Source organism: Candidatus Pelagibacter sp. PS_31 (assembly GCF_059417865.1).
In genome coordinates, this window is record NZ_CM182069.1 from 480,623 (window position 1) to 497,990 (window position 17,368).

Genomic DNA, 17,368 nt, shown 5'->3' on the forward strand with positions numbered 1-17,368 from the left:
TATATGATTAAACAAGCTATAATTCCTTTAGCTGGTCTTGGTACTAGACTACTACCACTAACAAGTGTTTTTGCTAAAGAGCTTCTACCTATTAATGGAAAACCAGGGTTAGAATATATTATCGAAGAATGTATTGAGGCTGGTATTAAGGAAATTGTATTTATTATTTCTAAAAAAAAATTGATGATAAAGAAATATTTTTATAATGATAAATTTTATAAAGATATTATCAAGAAAAAAAATGATCCAAAAATTATCAAAGAATATAAAAAAATTCTCAAATATAAAAAAATGATTAAATTTGTTTTTCAAGACAAACCATTGGGAACTGGTGATGCTGTCTACAAGACTAAAAAATTTATTACAGATAAATATTTTTTAATGTTATTACCTGATGATTTGATAATTAAAAAAAACTGCTCTAAGTCCATGATTACTGTGCATAATAAATTTAAAGCATCAGTTATGGCAAGTATGAAGGTTAATAAAAATGATGTATCTAGGTGGGGTATCTACAACATCAAAAAAAAAATTGATAAAAATAATTTTATTATAAATAATGTTGTTGAAAAACCTTCTATAAAAACTTCACCTTCTAATAATGCTGTAATAGGAAGATATATATTACCTAAAACAATTTTTTCTAAATTAAAATCTCTAAAACCAGGTAAAAGTGGTGAATTTCATATCACTGACGCTATCCAAGCTTTAATAGAAGATGATAATCAATTTATCGGTCACAATTTTTCAGGTAAATACTTAGATTGTGGAACAATGAAGGGTTATATTAAATCAACTTTGGAGATTTCTAAATAATGAAACTTTGTATGATAGGAACGGGGTATGTTGGTTTAGTAAGTGGAGTTTGTTTTTCCGACTTAGGAAATGACGTAATTTGTGTTGATAAAGATTTGAATAAAATTGAAAACTTAAAAAATGGTATTATCCCAATATACGAACCTGGTTTAGATGAATTACTCATTAAAAATTATAAAAATAATCGTTTAAAGTTCTCTACGAATTTAAAAGATTCAATTTCAAGGTCGGATATTATTTTTATTTGTGTCGGCACTCCCACTAAAAAAAATGGAAATAATGCTGATTTAAGCCAGGTATACAATGTTGCAAAAGAAATTAGCAAATCTATTAAAAGATTTAAAATTATTATAACTAAATCTACTGTACCTGTGACAACTGGAGACGAAATAGAAAAGATTATTTCAAAAAAAGTATCAAAAAAATTTTTTTCAGTGGTTTCAAATCCTGAATTTTTAAGAGAAGGTGATGCTATAAGAGATTTTACCTACCCTGACAGAGTAGTTATTGGGACGCACAATAAAAAATCTAATAAGATTTTAAAAAATCTTTATTCGCCATTGATATCAAAAGGTGCAAAATACGTTAATACGTCTCGAAGAGCAGCCGAATTAATAAAATATGCTTCTAATGCTTTTCTAGCAACAAAGATTACTTTTATTAATGAGCTAGCCAATTTATGTGAAAAAATTAATGTTAATGTGGAGGATATCTCCATTGGGATGGGGCTTGATGATCGTATTGGCAGCCGTTTTTTAAGAGCAGGTCCTGCTTATGGCGGATCTTGTTTTCCTAAAGATACTAAAGCTATTACAGCTACTGCTAATAAATTTAAAACAAATTTAACGGTTATTAAAAGTGTCATTAAATCGAATGAAAATAGATCATCATTAATGTTAAAAAGAGTTTTTGATATTTTAAAAAATAAAGTAAACAATAAAAATATTTGTTTCTTAGGTGTTACATTTAAGGCAAATACTGATGACATGAGAGATTCTTCAAGTCTAACAATGATCCCTGCATTAATTAAAAAAGGTGCAAAAATAAATTATTTTGATCCTACTGGTGAAAAGTCAGATTTTAAAAAATTTAATAATGTTACTTTTTCAAACAACATTAAAGACGCAATTAAAAAATCAGATTTAATCATTATTCATACAGAATGGAATGATTTTAAAACTATTAATTTCAAAAAAGATGTTAAAAATAAAAAATTCTCAATTTTTGATATGAGAAATATTTACTCTACTAATAAGATGAAAGATCAGAAAATTAAATATTTTAGTATTGGAAATTAATTTAATTCAAAAATAGCATCAACTTCAACTGATACACCAAGGGGCAAACTATTTGTACTAACTGCAGCTCTTGTGTGCATTCCAGAATCTCCAAAAACTGAAACTATTAAATCTGAAGCACCATTTATTACTTTGGGTTGCTCTATAAAGTCTTCTGTTGAATTAACAAACCCTGTAAGTTTTATACAAGATTTTACTTTTGAAAGATCATTGCCACAAGCTTTTTTAACTTGAGATATTATGTTTAGGCCACAACGTTTAGCTGCTTCATATCCATCTTCAGTTTTTAAATCCTTACCAACCTTACCTTTGATTAATTCTCCATTTGCTGCAGTAGAAATTTGTCCTGAGATAAATAACATTTTACCAATTTGTTTTGATGCAAGATATGATCCAACAGGATCTCTTGCTTCTGGCAGTTCTAAGTTTAATTCTTTTATTTTATCTTCATAAGACATGATTATTTCTCCATAATTTCAGTTAATGTTTTACTGTTTTTAAATTTAACAAGCTTTTCTTTTAAACTAGATTTGTCAAATTTCTTTTTTCCACTCTTAGCATTAGTAGTTATTTTATCTTTAAGTTCTTCAACTCCAACCGTTGCTTTTAATTTAAGTTCTGAAGATTTTTCTTTTAGATTTTTTGCTGAACACTCTATGTATTTTGCACTAACCTTTTCAAACTGATTACAATCAATTTTTTCAGCCATAGTTTTAGACATAAGGACTGATGCAATTAATGTTATAAATACTATTTTTTTCATTTCTTTTTCTTTTTTTTAACTTTTTTATTTTTATCGTATTCTTTTCTTTTCTCAATTAATATTAAAGCTTCTTCCATATTAAGTTCTAAAGGGTCTTTTTCCTCTGGAATTGTTGCATTAAGAGATTTATATTTAATATAAGGCCCATATTGCCCTTTCATTACTCTAACAGGTTTTTTGTCTTCAGGGTGTTCTCCTAGATCTTTTATAATTGATGCAGACATTCTACCAGGTTTAGCCTCCGCTATTAGAGTTATTGCTCTATTAAGTCCAATTGAGAAGATCTCCTCAACATTTTCAATTCTTGCTGATTTGTTTTCACATTTCAAATATGGGCCAAATCTTCCTGAGTTTAATATTATATCTTTCTGATTTTCAGGGTTAATGCCTAAACTTTTTGGTAATGAACATAAAAATTTAGCTCTATCAAGATCCACGCTATCTAATGTAATTCCTTTAGGTATTGAGACATTTCTTAAATTATTATCTTCTTTTTCTATCTTCTTTTTTTTTGTTTTCTTTTTCTTTTTTGTTTCAATTATAATCTCTTCTTTTATTTCCTCAATTTTTTCATACTGTAAGTAGGGACCAAACCTTCCATTTTTAAGGTACATGTCATTTCCATTTTCATGTTTACCTATAAATTTTGGTTCAGCTAATTGAGATTGAGCAGCTGCTTTTGCTTTAGACAGGGGTCTGGTAAATTTACAATCTGGATAATTTGAGCAACCAATAAAAGCACCACCTCTAAAACTATTTTTTAAACTTAATGATCCACTGTCACATAACTTGCATTGTCTATTAATATTTCCATCTGCATCTCTTTCAAAAATTAAACTTCCTAGACTATCGTTTAATAGATCTAAAACCTCCCTAGTTCTTTTCTCTTTAACGTCAGATACGTTTTGATTAAAGTCTTTCCAAAATAACTCTAGAACTTTTATCCATCCTTCCTTCCCGGTAGTAATATCATCAAGTTGATTTTCTAAACTTGCTGTGAAGTTATAATCAACATACTTAGAGAAAAGCTTTTCAAGAAAAGCAGAAATTAATTTACCACGATCAGTTGGGTGAAATCTTTTATTAATTGTTTCCGCATATCCTCTTGTAGATATAACAGATATTATACTTGCATATGTTGAAGGTCTCCCAATACCTAATTCTTCTAATTTTTTAACCAAACTTGCTTCTGAGTATCTTGGTGGTGGCTGTGTAAAATGCTGTTCATCTAATAAAGATTCTATATTAACTGGGCCCTTGTTCATTTCAGGAAGGATATCTTCATCATCATCTTTTTTGTTATCCTTCATAACCTTTAAAAAGCCATCAAATTTAATAACAGATCCACTAGCTTTACAAATTGTTCCATTATCATCCGAAGATATCGTTATAGTATTTCTATCAAATTGAGCGGGTTTCATTTGAGAGGATAAGGCTCTACTCCAAATTAAATCATATAATTTATGCTGATCTGGACTTAGGTATTTTTTAACTGTATCTGGTGCTCGCATTATATCTGTGGGTCTAATTGCTTCATGTGCCTCTTGAGCATTTTTAGCTTTTTTTCCAGAGTAACTTGCAGCGTTATCTGGAACATATTCATCACCAAATTCATTTTTTATATATTTTCTAAAAGTATCTATAGCGTCTGTGGACAGGTTAGTGCCATCTGTTCGCATATACGTGATAAGACCAATAGTTTCACCGTCAATTTCTATACCTTGATAAAGTTTTTGAGCTATTTGCATTGTACGTGACGCTCCAAATCCTAACCTACCAGAAGAAACTTGCTGTAATGTGGAGGTAGTAAAAGGGCCAGAAGGGTTTCTATTAACAACTTTGCTAGAGATGTCATTTATATTGAAATTCTTAGATTTAACCTCTTCCATTGCTTTATCAATTTCAGCTTTATTTTTAAAAGAAAATTTTTCAATTTTTTTATCATTCAATTGAGTGATACTTGCTAATATAGAATTTTTATCACTATCGTTGAATTGAATACTTAAAGTCCAAAATTCCTCAGGATCAAAAAGCTCTATTTCATGTTCTCGTTCTGTAATTAATTTTAAGGCAACTGACTGAACACGACCAGCAGATTTAGAACCTGGTAACTTTGTCCACAAAATTGGTGATATATTAAAGCCAACTAAATAGTCTAAGGCTCTTCTAGCCATATAGGCATCAACAAGTAATGGCTCTATTTGTCGAGGGTTTTCAATTCCATGAATAACAGCTTTTTTTGTAATTTCATTAAAAACAACTCTTTCTATATGCTTGTCTTTAATTAATTTTTTTTCATTTAAATATTCTTTAACATGCCAAGCAATTGCTTCTCCCTCTCTGTCTGGGTCAGTTGCTAATATGATTTTTGATGAAATCTTAGCTGCATCTGTAATTTCTTTAAGATATTTTTTAGAAAAACTATCGACTTCCCATTCCATTTTAAAATTATTTTCTGGATCAACAGAACCATTTTTTGAGGGAAGGTCTCTAATATGACCATAACTCGCTAAAACAATATATTCATCACCAAGATATTTGTTGATAGTTTTTGCTTTAGCTGGACTTTCTACGACTACAAGATTCATTACTAAACAAATTACTTAAAAGACTTAGATAGTCAAATCAATAAATTTTAGTCTTAGTTTCTTCTTTGTTTTTCAATCGTTTGACGTTTTCTCTGTGCGTGTAGAATATAAGCACAAACATTATTATGAAAAATATTGAATTATAATTTTCAAAAATTATTAAATACATTGGCACCATTAAACTACCAACTAGTGATGAAAGTGATGAGTATTTTGAAATAAGAAATGTAACAGCCCAACTAATAATAAATACCAAACCCAAAAAAATGTTTATAGAAAATAATATACCAACATATGTTGCAACACCTTTGCCTCCTTTAAACTGAAGCCATATTGGAAAAACATGACCTAAAAATGCACTTAATGATGCAATAAAGATATAATCAGGATAATTAAATTTTACATATAAAACAGGCAATACAGCTTTTGTTATATCCAGTAGTAAAGTTGCGTAGCCTAATGTTTTATTACCTGTTCTAAGGGCGTTTGTAGCTCCAATGTTTCCTGAGCCAATATCTCTAATATCTTTTTTTAAAAATATTTTTGTAAGTATAAAACCAAAGGGTATTGATCCTAATAAATATGAGCTTAATGCAACAATTAAATATTCCATTATTATAACTTAAATAATTCTTCACCTTTTACAAATGTATTAGTGACTTTTCCTTGGAGTTTTTTGTCTTCAATAGATGTATTTTTTGATTTGGAGACAAGCTTATCTTTTTTGACAACCCATGGCTTGTCAATATCAACAATGCAAAAATCTGCTTCATTGCCCACTGAAAGATTACCCTTATTAATTTTTAAAATTTTTGCAGGGTTTGATGTTAAAGCTTTAATGATAGTTTCTAATTTAACAGAGCCATTGTGATATAATTCTAGACTTAATGATAAAAGCGTTTCTATTCCAGAGGCCCCTGTAGACGCTTGTGCAAATGTTAATCTTTTTTGCTCTTCGTCTTCTGGTTTGTGATCAGATACAATAACGTCGATTGTTTCATCTTTTAATCCTTGTACTAGAGCAATTCTATCTTCTTCAGTTCTTAATGGCGGTGATAATTTTAAAAAAGTTCTAAAATCTCCTATATCATTTTCATTTAATGAAAGATTATTTATGGATACACCTGTCGTAAATTTAACTTTATTTTTTCTTTCCTCGATAATTTCTACTGATTTAGCAGCTGAAATCTGTGATATGTGATATCTGCATTTAATGTTTTCAAGTAACGTTAAATCTCTTTCAATAATTATTCTTTCAGCAACAGCAGGTATTCCAGATAATCCAAGTTTAGTTGCAATAATTCCAGAATTAATCATTCCATTTTTGGATAAATCATAATCTTCAGCGTGTTGCATGATCAGTGCGCCTAAGTCTTTAGCTGAATTCATTATACGTGACATTAATCTAGTATTTTGAATTGTTTTAACTCCATCAGTAAATCCAATTATTCCTCTGCTTTGAAGTAAACCAAATTCAGTCATGCTAGTTCCTTCAATATTTTTGGTAAGAGCAGCACTTGGAAAAACATTAATTTTAGATTTGTCTCTTCCACGTCTTTTTAAAAAATCTACTATTGAAACGTTATCTATAATTGGGTCAGTATTAGGCATAGTAACAACTGAAGTAACACCTCCTGCAAGAGCTGCATTACTTAGAGTTCTAAAATTTTCTTTATATTCATAACCAGGTTCACCTGCAAAGACACGCATATCAACTAGACCTGGGAATATATATTTGCCATTTAAATCTATTACTTTTTCTCTTGAAGGAATGTTATTAATATTTACTTTTTTACCAACAGCTTCAATAAAGCCATCTTCTCCAATAATTAATCCGCCGTTCTCATTGATAGAGTTATAAGGGTCAATTATATTTGCATTTATAAAATATTGTTTTTTCATTTATTCACAAAATATTTTTAAACAAGCCATTCTTACTGCAACACCTAGTTCAACCTGTTCCTTAATTACACTTCTGTTAATGTCATCTGCTAATTTAGTGTCAATTTCGATTCCTCTATTCATAGGGCCTGGATGCATAATTAAAGCATCATCTTTCGCATGAGCAAGCTTATCTGGAGTTAGTCCATAATATTCATAGTACTCTCTATTAGAAGACAAGAAAGAACTAGTCATCCTTTCATTTTGTAACCTTAACATCATTACAATATCACAATCTTTCAAACCTTTTTTCATATCTGTAAAAGTATTAACCCCAAACTTTTCTATTTCTTTTGGCATTAAATTTGATGGTGCAATAATGTTAACTTCTGCACCCAGCATATTTAGAAGATAAATATTTGATCTTGCAACACGTGAATGAGTTATGTCACCACAAATCGCAACTCTTAAACCTTCAATTTTCTTTTTACGATTTATAATTGTTAAAGCGTCTAATAAAGCTTGAGTAGGGTGTTCACGGCTTCCATCACCAGCATTAAGTACTGCACAATTTACTTTTTGAGATAAAAGATTACATGCTCCTGAGTCTTGGTGTCTAATTACAATTATATCAGGATGCATTGCATTTAAAGTCATTGCGGTATCTATTAGTGTTTCACCTTTCTTAATAGCTGAATTTGCCATATTCATTGACATAACATCTGCACCTAATCTTTTTCCAGCTAATTCAAATGAACTCTGTGTTCTTGTTGAAGGCTCAAAAAACAAATTAATTTGAGTTTTACCACTTAAGACATTTAATCTTTTGTTTTTACTTTGATTTAATTTGATAAAACTTTTAGCTTCTTCTAAAATAAAATTAACATCATTAATTGATAGATCTTGAATCCCTAGGAGGTGTTTTTGAGAGATTTTAATAGCTTTATTTATTTTGGTTGCCATTAAAATTAACTCTATAACTATTAACCATCACTATGGCAAGTATTAATTATTTAAAAAGTCTATTGCCCCTTGTAAAATAAAGGCTGCAGCATTTTGATCAATGGTTTTAACTCTTTTTGAAACGTTAACGTCTAATAAACTCGATAGATTAAATGCTCCAACTGTTGAAAGTCTCTCATCCCACAAAATTACCGGTAGGTCTATAGATTTTGATATATTTGATGCAACATCATTAACTGATTGAGCGGATCTACCTAGACTGCCATCCATATTAACTGGGTTCCCTACAATTATTCCACCAATATTATTATCTTTAATTATTATCTTAAGTTCATCAATTAGTTCGTTTGTGTTGGTTTTGTTTATGGTTTTAAAGGGTGTGGCTATGGATTGTCTTTCATCACAAATTGAGACGCCAATTCTTTTAGACCCTAAATCTAAACCAATAAATCTCACCTTATTTGTGTGTTTTATTTTAAAATCTTCAATTGTGATCATATTGTATATTTTATACTTAAGTGATAGTTTGCCGACATATTTAATTACCACATGACAATTGATCTTAAAACAATAAAGCATATATCTAAATTATCAAGAATCTCAGTTGATGATGCAAAAGCTAATAAATTAGCTGGAGATCTTAACTCTATATTTGATTTCATTGAAAAATTAAATGAACTCAATACTGATAATATTGAGCCTTTAACTTCTGTTGCAGAGACCACATTAAAATTAAGAGCCGACGAGGTTAAAAGTGAAAATATTAGAGATCAAATATTAAAAAACTCACCGGAGGAAAATGAAGATTTTTTTGTAGTACCAAGGGTTGTTGAATAATGTCTGATATTACATCACTCACATTAACTGAATTAGTTAAAAATATTAAAGATAAAAAGATTTCTTCTGAAGAAACTACCAAAGCTTTTATTGATAGAGGAGAAAAATCTAGAGATTTAAATACTTACATAACTGAAGATTTTTCTAACGCGCTTTTAAAAGCTAAAAGTTTTGATCAAAAACCAAATTTTGATTCAAAACTTCCAGGTGTTCCAATAGCAGTTAAAGATTTGTTTTGTACCAAAGATGTAAAAACTACAGCAGGTAGTAAAATTTTAAATAATTTTATTCCGCCGTACGAATCTACTGTTACTCAAAATATTTGGAATGAAGGTGCAATATTACTTGGTAAGTTAAATTGTGATGAATTTGCAATGGGCTCATCTAATGAAACTAGTTTTTTTGGAAATGTACAAAGTCCAATAGACAAAGGTTTAGTACCAGGCGGCTCTTCAGGAGGCTCTGCATCAGCTCTAGCAGCTAATTTAACGCCTATTACAATTGGAACTGATACAGGTGGCTCTATTAGACAACCTGCTTCATTTACAGGTACCGTTGGATTAAAGCCTACTTATGGAAGTTGTTCACGATATGGAATTGTTGCTTTTGCATCTTCATTAGATCAAGCAGGGCCAATGTCTAAAGATGTAAAAGATTGTGCATTGCTTCAAGAAATAATTAGTACTTATGATGAAAAAGACTCAACATCAATTGATTTTAAAAGAAATGAATACAGTAAAGAATTAACAAATAATATTAAAGGTAAGAAAATTGGAATTCCTAAAGAATATAGAGTTGATGGAATGCCAAAAGAGATAGAGGATTTATGGACTAAGGGCATTGAGTATGCAAAAGATTGTGGTGCTGAAATTGTAGAAATTTCACTACCTCATACAAACTATGCTCTACCCACTTATTATATAGTGGCTCCTGCAGAGGCCTCTTCAAACTTAGCAAGATATGATGGTGTTAAGTATGGTTTTAGATCTAAAGGTGAAAACCTTATCGATATGTATGAAAAGACAAGATCTGAAGGTTTTGGTAGTGAAGTTCAAAGAAGAATAATGATTGGGACTTATGTTTTGTCCTCTGGTTATTATGATGCTTATTATCTAAAGGCACAAAAAGTTAGAAAATTAATAAAAAATGATTTTGATGAAGCTTACAAAAAAGTTGATGCAATTTTAACTCCATCAACACCAAGTGCTGCTTTTAAAATTGGTGAAAAAACTAATGACCCAGTTTCAATGTATTTAAATGATATATTTACAGTTCCAGTGAATTTAGCTGGATTACCAGCAATATCAATTCCAGCAGGAATAGATGCCAAAGGTTATCCATTGGGACTACAAATTATTGGTAAAGCTTTTGATGAACAAAATATTTTAAACATTGCCTATGCTATGGAAGAGAAAATCCAGTTTAAAAATAAAATTACTGACTGGTGGATTAAATAAATGACTAAAGATAATTCAGAATACTTAATCGAAAGACGAGACAATGTTTATGAAGTAGTAATTGGTCTTGAAGTTCATGCTCAGGTTACATCAAATTCAAAATTATTTTCATCTTCATCAACAACATTCGGTGCTGAACCTAATACACAAGTAAGTTTAGTAGATGCAGCATTTCCAGGAATGCTTCCGGTTATTAATGAGTACTGTGTAAAGCAAGCAATTAAAACGGGAATAGGCTTAAGAGCTCAAATTAATAAAAGATCAGTTTTTGATAGAAAAAATTATTTTTATGCAGATCTTCCACAAGGTTATCAGATCTCACAGTTTAAGTATCCAATAGTAGGAGAGGGAACAGTTATTCTTGATATGGCACATGGTCAAAAGGAAGTAGGGATTGAAAGATTACACTTAGAACAAGATGCTGGAAAAAGTATTCATGATATGGACCCACAAAATACATTAGTTGACTTAAATAGATCTGGTGTAGCTTTGATGGAAATTGTAAGCAAACCAGACATGAGAACTCCAGATGAGGTTAGTGCTTATATTAAAAAATTAAGATCTATTATGAGATACCTTGGTACCTGTGATGGAAATATGCAAGAAGGCTCTTTAAGAGCTGATGTCAATATTTCTGTTAGAATTAAAGGCTCTGATAAACTCGGAACTCGTTGTGAGATTAAAAATGTTAACTCAATTAAATTTATGCAAATGGCTATTGATTATGAAGCTAATAGACAAGTTGATTTAATTGAAGAAGGTAAAACAATTGATCAAGAAACAAGATTATTTGATACTAAGAAAAATGAAACAAGATCTATGAGATCTAAAGAAGATGCTCATGATTATAGATATTTTCCAGATCCAGATTTATTACCATTAGAAGTAACAGATGAATTTATAGAAAAACTTAAAAAAGATATCCCAGAATTACCAGACGATAAGAAAAAAAGATTTATTGATGAGTTTAAAGTCTCTGCTTACGAAGCAACAATTTTAGTATCAGATATTGAAACAGCTAAATATTTTGAGGAAGTTGTTGCTAAAATGGGCAAAAACCGAGATATGAAGTTAGCAGTTAACTGGATTACAGGTGAATTGTTTGCTGTTTTAAATAATAAAAATTTAGAAATTACACAAAGTCCAATAAGTGCCAAAAATTTAGCAAAGTTAATTAATCTAATTAAGAATGGAACAATTTCTGGAAAAATAGCTAAAACAATATTTGAATTGATGATTGATGAAGACAAAGATCCTCAAATAATTGTTGAAGAAAAAGGTTTAAAACAGGAAAGTGACCCTAAAGCTTTAGAAGCGTTAATAGATAAAATAATTGATACTAATAGAGAAAAAGCTATTGAATATAAGAATGGTAAAGAAAAGCTATTTGGTTTCTTTGTAGGTCAAGCAATGAAAGTTTCAGGTGGTAAAGCTAATCCACAACTAATAAATGAAATATTAAAGAAAAAACTTCAATAGTCTTAAAATAGGTAGATACAAAGGACTTAAAATACCATGGGTAAGAATCTTGAAACTACAGAAAAACTTGAAAAATATATAAATAATTTTAGTTTGAAACTAAATCCCATTCAGCAAGAAATAATCGATTACAATAATACACTTGGAGATATTAAGAGAATGCAAGTAGCAACATCTCAATGTCATTTTCTTCATTTAATTATAAAAACTTCTAACATTAAAAATGTACTTGAAATTGGTACTTTTACTGGGTTAAGTGCACTTTCAATAGCTTTAGCATTACCAGATGATGGCAAACTTATAGCGCTAGATAAAGACAAAGAAACCAACAAGATTGCAGAAAGTTTTTTTAAAAAAGCTAATCTTAATAATAAAATTCAAACAATTGTTAAGCCTGCATTAGATAGTTTAGATGAATTAAAGAATAGTAAATTTGACATGGTTTTTATTGATGCCGATAAAATGAATTATAAAGAATATTATGAAAGATCACTGAAGTTATTAGACAAAGGTGGATTGATTATTGTAGACAATGTTTTATGGCATGGTGAGGTCGCTGATGAAGATAATTTAGATAAATTCACTGTAAATATTAGAGATTTTAATACTTATGTTGCAAACGATATAAGAGTGGAACAAATCATTGTCCCTTTAGGTGACGGTATGACTGTTTGTAGAGTGATATAATGTTTGATGTTTTTGGTTTTTACAAATTTAAAAAACTCACTTCTTTAAAAAAAAATAAGATTTTACTACAGGATTATTTGATTAAAAAAAATATTCGAGGAACAATAATTATAGCTAATGAAGGAGTAAATGCAACAATCTCAGGAAAAGCTAACGATCTAAAGTCAACTATCACCAAGATTAAAAAGATATTGAATTTTAAAAAGTTTGATAGTGAAAATATTTCAAAAAGTAAATTTCAACCATTTCATAAGCCAAAAGTAAAAATTAAAAAAGAAGTAGTTCCCATGGGTCTTTCTTTGTCATCAAAAAATAAGAAAGAAAATCATATAGATCCTAAAAAATGGAATAAGTTAATTAATGATAAAGACACATTAGTTTTAGACTCAAGAAAACCATTTGAATATAATGTAGGTACCTTTAAAAGATCAGTTAATCCTGATGTTGCTAATTTTAGAGAATTTCCAAAATACCTAAATAAACTAAAAAAAACAAAACCAATTGCAATGTTTTGTACTGGCGGAATAAGATGTGAGAAAGCTTCAGTATTTTTAGAAAAAAAAGGTTTTAAAAATGTTTATCAGCTAAAAGGTGGAATTTTAAATTATTTAAAAAATATTAAAAAAAAAGAAAGTTTATGGAATGGGGAATGTTTTGTCTTTGATAACAGAATCAGTGTTAAACATGGATTAGTAACTGGTACATACTCAATGTGTAGTGGATGTAGAAAACCAGTTTCACCAAAAGATAAGAAGTCTAAAAAATATGAGGAGGGTGTTTCATGTGTAAATTGTCATGATAATTTAACTCAAACTCAAAAAGAGAGATTTCGAATGAGACAAAAGCAAATAAACCTTGCTAAAAAGAGCGGATCGAAGCATATATTTCAAAAAGAATTTAAATAGGAAAAATAATTGTCCAAAGCCATTAAATTAACTAAAGATCCAATTTGGGAATTACTTAGAAAAGTAACCATCCCAGCAAGTGTTGGTTCATTATTTCAAACATTTTATAATTTAGTTGATACATGGTTTGCGGGTAGAATTTCTGCAGAAGCTATAGGTGCTATTGCTAAATCATTTCCCATATATTTTGTTATCATTGCTGTTGGTGTTGGAATTGGTGCTGCAACGAACTCATGTATTGGCAATTTATTAGGTGCTAAAAAAATTAATAAAGCTTCACTATTTATTGCTCAATCAGTAATTTTTTCATTGGTCACTTCTATTGTTGTTACTTTATTTGGATTAAACGCCTCTAATTTTCTCTTGAGCGTTATGGGCTCTGATGCTGCTGGTATCGCTTTAACTAGAGAGTATTTAGATATAATTTTTTATGGAACATTTATAGTTATGATCCAAATCTCTTTAAATGGAGCTTTAAATGCACAGGGAGATACTAAAAGTTATAGAAATGTTCTTATCTTTAGCTTCTTTTTAAATATTTTTTTAAACCCATTATTTATCTGGGGATACGGAATTGTTCCAGCTTATGGTATAGGTGGCCTTGCAATAGCAACTGTTATCGCTCAATCTATTGGTACTATTTATTTAGCCTATAAAATTAACTCATGTAAATTAAGAAAATATTTATCTATTAAATGCTTTATTCCTAAGTTTGTTCTTCTTAAAGAATTGTTCACACAAGCAATGCCAATTATGATTAGCATGTTATTTATTGGAGTAGGTATTTTTAACATCTTATATTTTATTGGACAATTTGGTGATCTTGCAACAGCAGGTTATGGTGCAGCCTTAAGGGTTGAACAAGTCTTCTTACTACCAGTAATTGGTTTAAATACAGCAGTACTTTCCATAGGTGGACAAAACTTTGGTGCTAAAAATTATAACCGTATTAGAGAGCTTTATACTAAGGCATTATTTTTTGGATCATCGTTTATGGCCGTAGCAGGTGTGGTTTTATTCTTCGGTGCAGAGTTTTTTGTATCTCAGTTTACAGATAATGTAGAGGCTATTTATCATGGTGCTATATATTTAAAAGTTGCTGCATTAATAGCTCCTATTTACCCAGTATTCTTTATTACAACAGCTGTCTTTCAGGCACTTAAAAAACCAATTTATAGTCTTTACTTAAGCGTTCTAAGGTTAACTGCATTTCCGTTCTTATCATTATGGTATGTAATTAATATTAGAGGAGGAGATTATGCGGATATTTTTTATACCATCATGGCAACCAATTGGTTTATGGGTATTGCAGTAATCATCTTTATTGGATATTTTTTAAATAATGTTTTTAAACAAAAAAAAAGCCATTTTTCTTATTAGTGTTTCAGCACTAATATTTATTTTAACTATTAACCAAGTCAAATCTCAAACAATCAAAATTGTAGATGGAGACACAATTCATCTTAATGGAGAAAAAATTAGATTTACAGGGATAGACACACCTGAATTAAAACAAACTTGCCTTAACGAAGGAGCTAAGGATCCTTGTGGAATTACAGCAAAACAAATCCTTATTGATAAAATTTCAAACAATAATGTTGAATGTATTAGTGAAGGAAAAGATCAATACAAAAGAACACTAGCCGAATGTTTTGTTAATAATGAAAGCTTATCAAGTTATTTAGTTAGAAGTGGCTATGCATTTGCCTATAGAAGGTATTCAAAAAAATTTGTATCTGATGAAGATTATGCAAGAATTAATAAAATAGGTATGTGGTCAATGGAGTTTGATTATCCTTGGGATTACAGAAAATCTAAGAAAAATTAAAGCTAATAGGGTAGTTCTGTTAACAGGTGCTCCAAAATTCTAGTTAATCTCTTGTTTATTAATTTTAAAGAGCTTTTCACCTAAAGGACTGATTGGGTCTTGAGGTGTGGGTTTGATTTTAGTTTTTTCCTCAACGATACTTAATAGTTTTTTAGCAAGTCCTTGACGTCTAAACATGGGGTTAACAAAAATATACTCCACTTCGGCTGTCTCATTATACCGAACAAAACCAAGTGTAGTATTAATGTTTTTAAAAGTAATAACACCATCATTTAGATCAACATCATAATCTAAATTACTCATTAATTATTACCATCTTGTTTAAGTCTTTTTTCAAATTTTCTCACTAAGAAAGAAACAATTAATATCAAAATTAAATATTCCAAGATTAAAAATGTATAAATTTCTAATGGTCTATAGGTTGATACAACTAATTCATTTGCTTTTCTTGTTAAGTCACCAATACCTATAATTGATACTAATGAAGACATTTTTAATACATATACAAACTGGTTGCCTAATGCAGGAAGGATATTTTTAATTGCTTGTGGAAGAATTACTAATCTTAACCTTTTATAAAAAGTTAAACCCAGTGATGAGCCTGCTTCCCATTGTGATTTTTTAATTGAGTTTATTCCTGCTCTAAAAATTTCTGCTTGAAAAGCACTTTCACTTATTGCCAGCGCAATTATTCCAGACACAAATGGACTGAAACTTAATCCAGTCATTATAGGTAAACCATAATAAATCCATAATATTAAAACTAGTAACGGTATTGCTCTTACAATTTCCACATATCCAATATTTATGTATGTTAAAAATTTATTCTTAGCTAAAGAAGGAATTGCAACGATAAACCCTAAAATTGCAGATATAATTATAGATACTACTGAAATATAAATAGTTGTAGTTAAACCACTTAATAAAAATTTTAGGTTTGTTAAACCTTCAACATTGTTAGGTGATAGAATAAACCAACCCAATTCCTGACCACTACAAGAGGTAAGGGGTAAAATTAAAAGTAAAAAAAGTAAATTTTTCACTCTTAAAGTTATAATGAATTAGAGATTAATATCTAATTTTTTATAAGCTTTTTAAATTATATTTAGCGAGTAGTTTATTAAAGAAACCAGAGGATTTTTTACTTTTGATCCACTCATTTACATAATCATTCCAAACTTGATCATTTTTACTAACCATCATTGCTAAAAAGGCAGGATTTTTTTCTCCATCAGGAACAATTGCTAATTGAGGGTACTTGATAATTAACTTATTAGCCTCTGTTGAACTTGTAATGTTTCCATCAGCTCTACCAGCTAATACTTCTTGAAAGTCTCTTGCAGGTGACTCAACTGATTGTAATTTAGACAAAGGAAAGAACTCTTTAGCTTTTTCCTCTTGAGAAGTCCCAAGTGTTGTAGCAATCGTTACATCTTTATTGTTTAAAGATTTCCATGTTGAATATTTTTTTAAATTCTTTTTAAGTACTAATGGAACAGTTCCATACTTGTAATAAGAATCTGTAAATCCAGCAACTTCTGCTCTTTTTGGAGTTTTAGTGACACTTGTGGAAATATCATATCTTCCTGCGGTAATTCCTGAAACAATTGTTTTCCATTCAGTTGGTACAAAGGTAATTTTCACACCCATATCTTTTGCTAATTCTTGCATGACATCAATATCAAATCCCTTATATTTATTTGTAGCAGGATCTTTCATGGTCATTGGATCCCAGTCGCCTGTTGTTCCAACTTTTAACTCACCAGAGGATAAAATCTGATCAAGTTTTGATTCTGCGTTAAGAGAAAAGGGTAAAAGTGCTAATAGCACCACAAGAAGTATTTTTTTCATAAACTTTTTATAACA

The 17,368-nt window shown here is 29.7% G+C and carries 19 protein-coding genes; 9 read left to right on the forward strand and 10 right to left on the reverse strand.

Annotated features, from left to right (window positions below):
- The first annotated feature begins 3 nt into the window (after positions 1-3).
- Positions 4-816 (forward strand): sugar phosphate nucleotidyltransferase, encoded by an 813-nt coding sequence (locus AC5SLN_RS02635; RefSeq protein WP_494593981.1) that lies wholly within the window; start codon positions 4-6, stop codon positions 814-816.
- A complete protein-coding gene (locus tag AC5SLN_RS02640) occupies positions 816-2,114 on the forward strand; it encodes a UDP-glucose dehydrogenase family protein (RefSeq protein ID WP_494593983.1) in 1,299 nt (432 codons plus the stop codon). The genes AC5SLN_RS02635 and AC5SLN_RS02640 overlap by 1 nt, the downstream gene beginning before the upstream one ends.
- Here the strand turns inward: AC5SLN_RS02640 and AC5SLN_RS02645 are convergent.
- The 7 genes from AC5SLN_RS02645 to ruvX are packed head-to-tail and all read right to left on the reverse strand — an operon-like array spanning position 2,111 to position 8,807.
- Positions 2,111-2,572, reverse strand: a complete 462-nt coding sequence (locus AC5SLN_RS02645) for a RidA family protein (protein ID WP_494593985.1) — start codon at positions 2,570-2,572, stop codon at positions 2,111-2,113. The genes AC5SLN_RS02640 and AC5SLN_RS02645 overlap by 4 nt on opposite strands.
- A 2-nt stretch (positions 2,573-2,574) precedes the next feature.
- On the reverse strand, positions 2,575-2,877 hold the full coding sequence (locus tag AC5SLN_RS02650) for a hypothetical protein (RefSeq protein WP_494593987.1): 303 nt from the start codon (positions 2,875-2,877) through the stop codon (positions 2,575-2,577).
- Positions 2,874-5,465, reverse strand: a complete 2,592-nt coding sequence (gene topA / locus AC5SLN_RS02655; RefSeq protein WP_494593989.1) for a type I DNA topoisomerase — start codon at positions 5,463-5,465, stop codon at positions 2,874-2,876. The genes AC5SLN_RS02650 and topA overlap by 4 nt, the downstream gene beginning before the upstream one ends.
- Positions 5,466-5,502: 37 nt before the next feature.
- Positions 5,503-6,078: a glycerol-3-phosphate 1-O-acyltransferase PlsY gene (plsY, locus tag AC5SLN_RS02660; RefSeq protein ID WP_494593991.1), complete on the reverse strand. Its 576-nt coding sequence runs from the start codon at positions 6,076-6,078 to the stop codon at positions 5,503-5,505.
- A gap of 2 nt (positions 6,079-6,080) precedes the next feature.
- Positions 6,081-7,367 carry a dihydroorotase gene (gene pyrC / locus AC5SLN_RS02665; RefSeq protein ID WP_494593993.1) on the reverse strand — a complete coding sequence of 429 codons (1,287 nt, stop codon included), beginning with the start codon at positions 7,365-7,367 and terminating at the stop codon, positions 6,081-6,083.
- Entirely contained in the window at positions 7,368-8,309 is a 942-nt protein-coding gene (locus AC5SLN_RS02670) for an aspartate carbamoyltransferase catalytic subunit (RefSeq protein ID WP_006996847.1), read from the reverse strand.
- A 42-nt stretch (positions 8,310-8,351) separates the two neighbouring features.
- Positions 8,352-8,807, reverse strand: a complete 456-nt coding sequence (gene ruvX, locus AC5SLN_RS02675) for a Holliday junction resolvase RuvX (protein WP_006996848.1) — start codon at positions 8,805-8,807, stop codon at positions 8,352-8,354.
- Positions 8,808-8,858: 51 nt separating this feature from the next.
- Between ruvX and gatC the strand changes: the two genes are divergently transcribed.
- From gatC to AC5SLN_RS02710, 7 genes are read left to right on the forward strand one after another with little or no spacing between them, the layout of a single operon-like run.
- Positions 8,859-9,146, forward strand: a complete 288-nt coding sequence (gene gatC / locus AC5SLN_RS02680) for an Asp-tRNA(Asn)/Glu-tRNA(Gln) amidotransferase subunit GatC (protein WP_006996849.1) — start codon at positions 8,859-8,861, stop codon at positions 9,144-9,146.
- Entirely contained in the window at positions 9,146-10,603 is a 1,458-nt protein-coding gene (gatA, locus tag AC5SLN_RS02685) for an Asp-tRNA(Asn)/Glu-tRNA(Gln) amidotransferase subunit GatA (protein ID WP_494593995.1), read from the forward strand. Before gatC ends, gatA begins: the two co-directional genes overlap by 1 nt.
- On the forward strand, positions 10,604-12,082 hold the full coding sequence (gene gatB, locus AC5SLN_RS02690; protein WP_494593997.1) for an Asp-tRNA(Asn)/Glu-tRNA(Gln) amidotransferase subunit GatB: 1,479 nt from the start codon (positions 10,604-10,606) through the stop codon (positions 12,080-12,082).
- A gap of 36 nt (positions 12,083-12,118) precedes the next feature.
- Positions 12,119-12,769: an O-methyltransferase gene (locus AC5SLN_RS02695; RefSeq protein ID WP_494593999.1), complete on the forward strand. Its 651-nt coding sequence runs from the start codon at positions 12,119-12,121 to the stop codon at positions 12,767-12,769.
- The gene (gene trhO, locus AC5SLN_RS02700) at positions 12,769-13,674 is read left to right on the forward strand and encodes an oxygen-dependent tRNA uridine(34) hydroxylase TrhO (RefSeq protein ID WP_494594001.1); all 906 of its coding nucleotides are present in this window, start codon (positions 12,769-12,771) and stop codon (positions 13,672-13,674) included. Before AC5SLN_RS02695 ends, trhO begins: the two co-directional genes overlap by 1 nt.
- A gap of 9 nt (positions 13,675-13,683) precedes the next feature.
- Positions 13,684-15,054, forward strand: a complete 1,371-nt coding sequence (locus AC5SLN_RS02705) for an MATE family efflux transporter (RefSeq protein ID WP_271563449.1) — start codon at positions 13,684-13,686, stop codon at positions 15,052-15,054.
- Positions 15,017-15,502 carry a thermonuclease family protein gene (locus tag AC5SLN_RS02710; RefSeq protein WP_271479691.1) on the forward strand — a complete coding sequence of 162 codons (486 nt, stop codon included), beginning with the start codon at positions 15,017-15,019 and terminating at the stop codon, positions 15,500-15,502. The genes AC5SLN_RS02705 and AC5SLN_RS02710 overlap by 38 nt, the downstream gene beginning before the upstream one ends.
- Before the next feature lie 39 nt (positions 15,503-15,541).
- Here the strand turns inward: AC5SLN_RS02710 and AC5SLN_RS02715 are convergent, their stop codons facing one another.
- Genes AC5SLN_RS02715 through AC5SLN_RS02725 form a run of 3 tightly spaced genes read right to left on the reverse strand, consistent with a single transcriptional unit; the run spans position 15,542 to position 17,353 of the window.
- Positions 15,542-15,805 (reverse strand): GNAT family N-acetyltransferase, encoded by a 264-nt coding sequence (locus AC5SLN_RS02715; protein WP_494594003.1) that lies wholly within the window; start codon positions 15,803-15,805, stop codon positions 15,542-15,544.
- On the reverse strand, positions 15,805-16,545 hold the full coding sequence (locus AC5SLN_RS02720; RefSeq protein WP_494594005.1) for an amino acid ABC transporter permease: 741 nt from the start codon (positions 16,543-16,545) through the stop codon (positions 15,805-15,807). Before AC5SLN_RS02720 ends, AC5SLN_RS02715 begins: the two co-directional genes overlap by 1 nt.
- Positions 16,546-16,585: 40 nt before the next feature.
- A complete protein-coding gene (locus AC5SLN_RS02725; RefSeq protein WP_494578653.1) occupies positions 16,586-17,353 on the reverse strand; it encodes a transporter substrate-binding domain-containing protein in 768 nt (255 codons plus the stop codon).
- Positions 17,354-17,368: the final 15 nt, after the last annotated feature.

Excerpts from the sequence above, each read along its gene's own strand:
- AC5SLN_RS02635 (WP_494593981.1), top strand. The coding sequence starts at position 4 with ATGATTAAACAAGCTATAATTCCTTTAGCTGGTCTTGGTACTAGACTA.
- AC5SLN_RS02640 (WP_494593983.1), top strand. The coding sequence starts at position 816 with ATGAAACTTTGTATGATAGGAACGGGGTATGTTGGTTTAGTAAGTGGA.
- AC5SLN_RS02645 (WP_494593985.1), bottom strand. The coding sequence starts at position 2,572 with ATGTCTTATGAAGATAAAATAAAAGAATTAAACTTAGAACTGCCAGAA.
- AC5SLN_RS02650 (WP_494593987.1), bottom strand. The coding sequence starts at position 2,877 with ATGAAAAAAATAGTATTTATAACATTAATTGCATCAGTCCTTATGTCT.
- topA (WP_494593989.1), bottom strand. The coding sequence starts at position 5,465 with ATGAATCTTGTAGTCGTAGAAAGTCCAGCTAAAGCAAAAACTATCAAC.
- plsY (WP_494593991.1), bottom strand. The coding sequence starts at position 6,078 with ATGGAATATTTAATTGTTGCATTAAGCTCATATTTATTAGGATCAATA.
- pyrC (WP_494593993.1), bottom strand. The coding sequence starts at position 7,367 with ATGAAAAAACAATATTTTATAAATGCAAATATAATTGACCCTTATAAC.
- AC5SLN_RS02670 (WP_006996847.1), bottom strand. The coding sequence starts at position 8,309 with ATGGCAACCAAAATAAATAAAGCTATTAAAATCTCTCAAAAACACCTC.
- ruvX (WP_006996848.1), bottom strand. The coding sequence starts at position 8,807 with ATGATCACAATTGAAGATTTTAAAATAAAACACACAAATAAGGTGAGA.
- gatC (WP_006996849.1), top strand. The coding sequence starts at position 8,859 with ATGACAATTGATCTTAAAACAATAAAGCATATATCTAAATTATCAAGA.
- gatA (WP_494593995.1), top strand. The coding sequence starts at position 9,146 with ATGTCTGATATTACATCACTCACATTAACTGAATTAGTTAAAAATATT.
- gatB (WP_494593997.1), top strand. The coding sequence starts at position 10,604 with ATGACTAAAGATAATTCAGAATACTTAATCGAAAGACGAGACAATGTT.
- AC5SLN_RS02695 (WP_494593999.1), top strand. The coding sequence starts at position 12,119 with ATGGGTAAGAATCTTGAAACTACAGAAAAACTTGAAAAATATATAAAT.
- trhO (WP_494594001.1), top strand. The coding sequence starts at position 12,769 with ATGTTTGATGTTTTTGGTTTTTACAAATTTAAAAAACTCACTTCTTTA.
- AC5SLN_RS02710 (WP_271479691.1), top strand. The coding sequence starts at position 15,017 with ATGTTTTTAAACAAAAAAAAAGCCATTTTTCTTATTAGTGTTTCAGCA.
- AC5SLN_RS02715 (WP_494594003.1), bottom strand. The coding sequence starts at position 15,805 with ATGAGTAATTTAGATTATGATGTTGATCTAAATGATGGTGTTATTACT.
- AC5SLN_RS02725 (WP_494578653.1), bottom strand. The coding sequence starts at position 17,353 with ATGAAAAAAATACTTCTTGTGGTGCTATTAGCACTTTTACCCTTTTCT.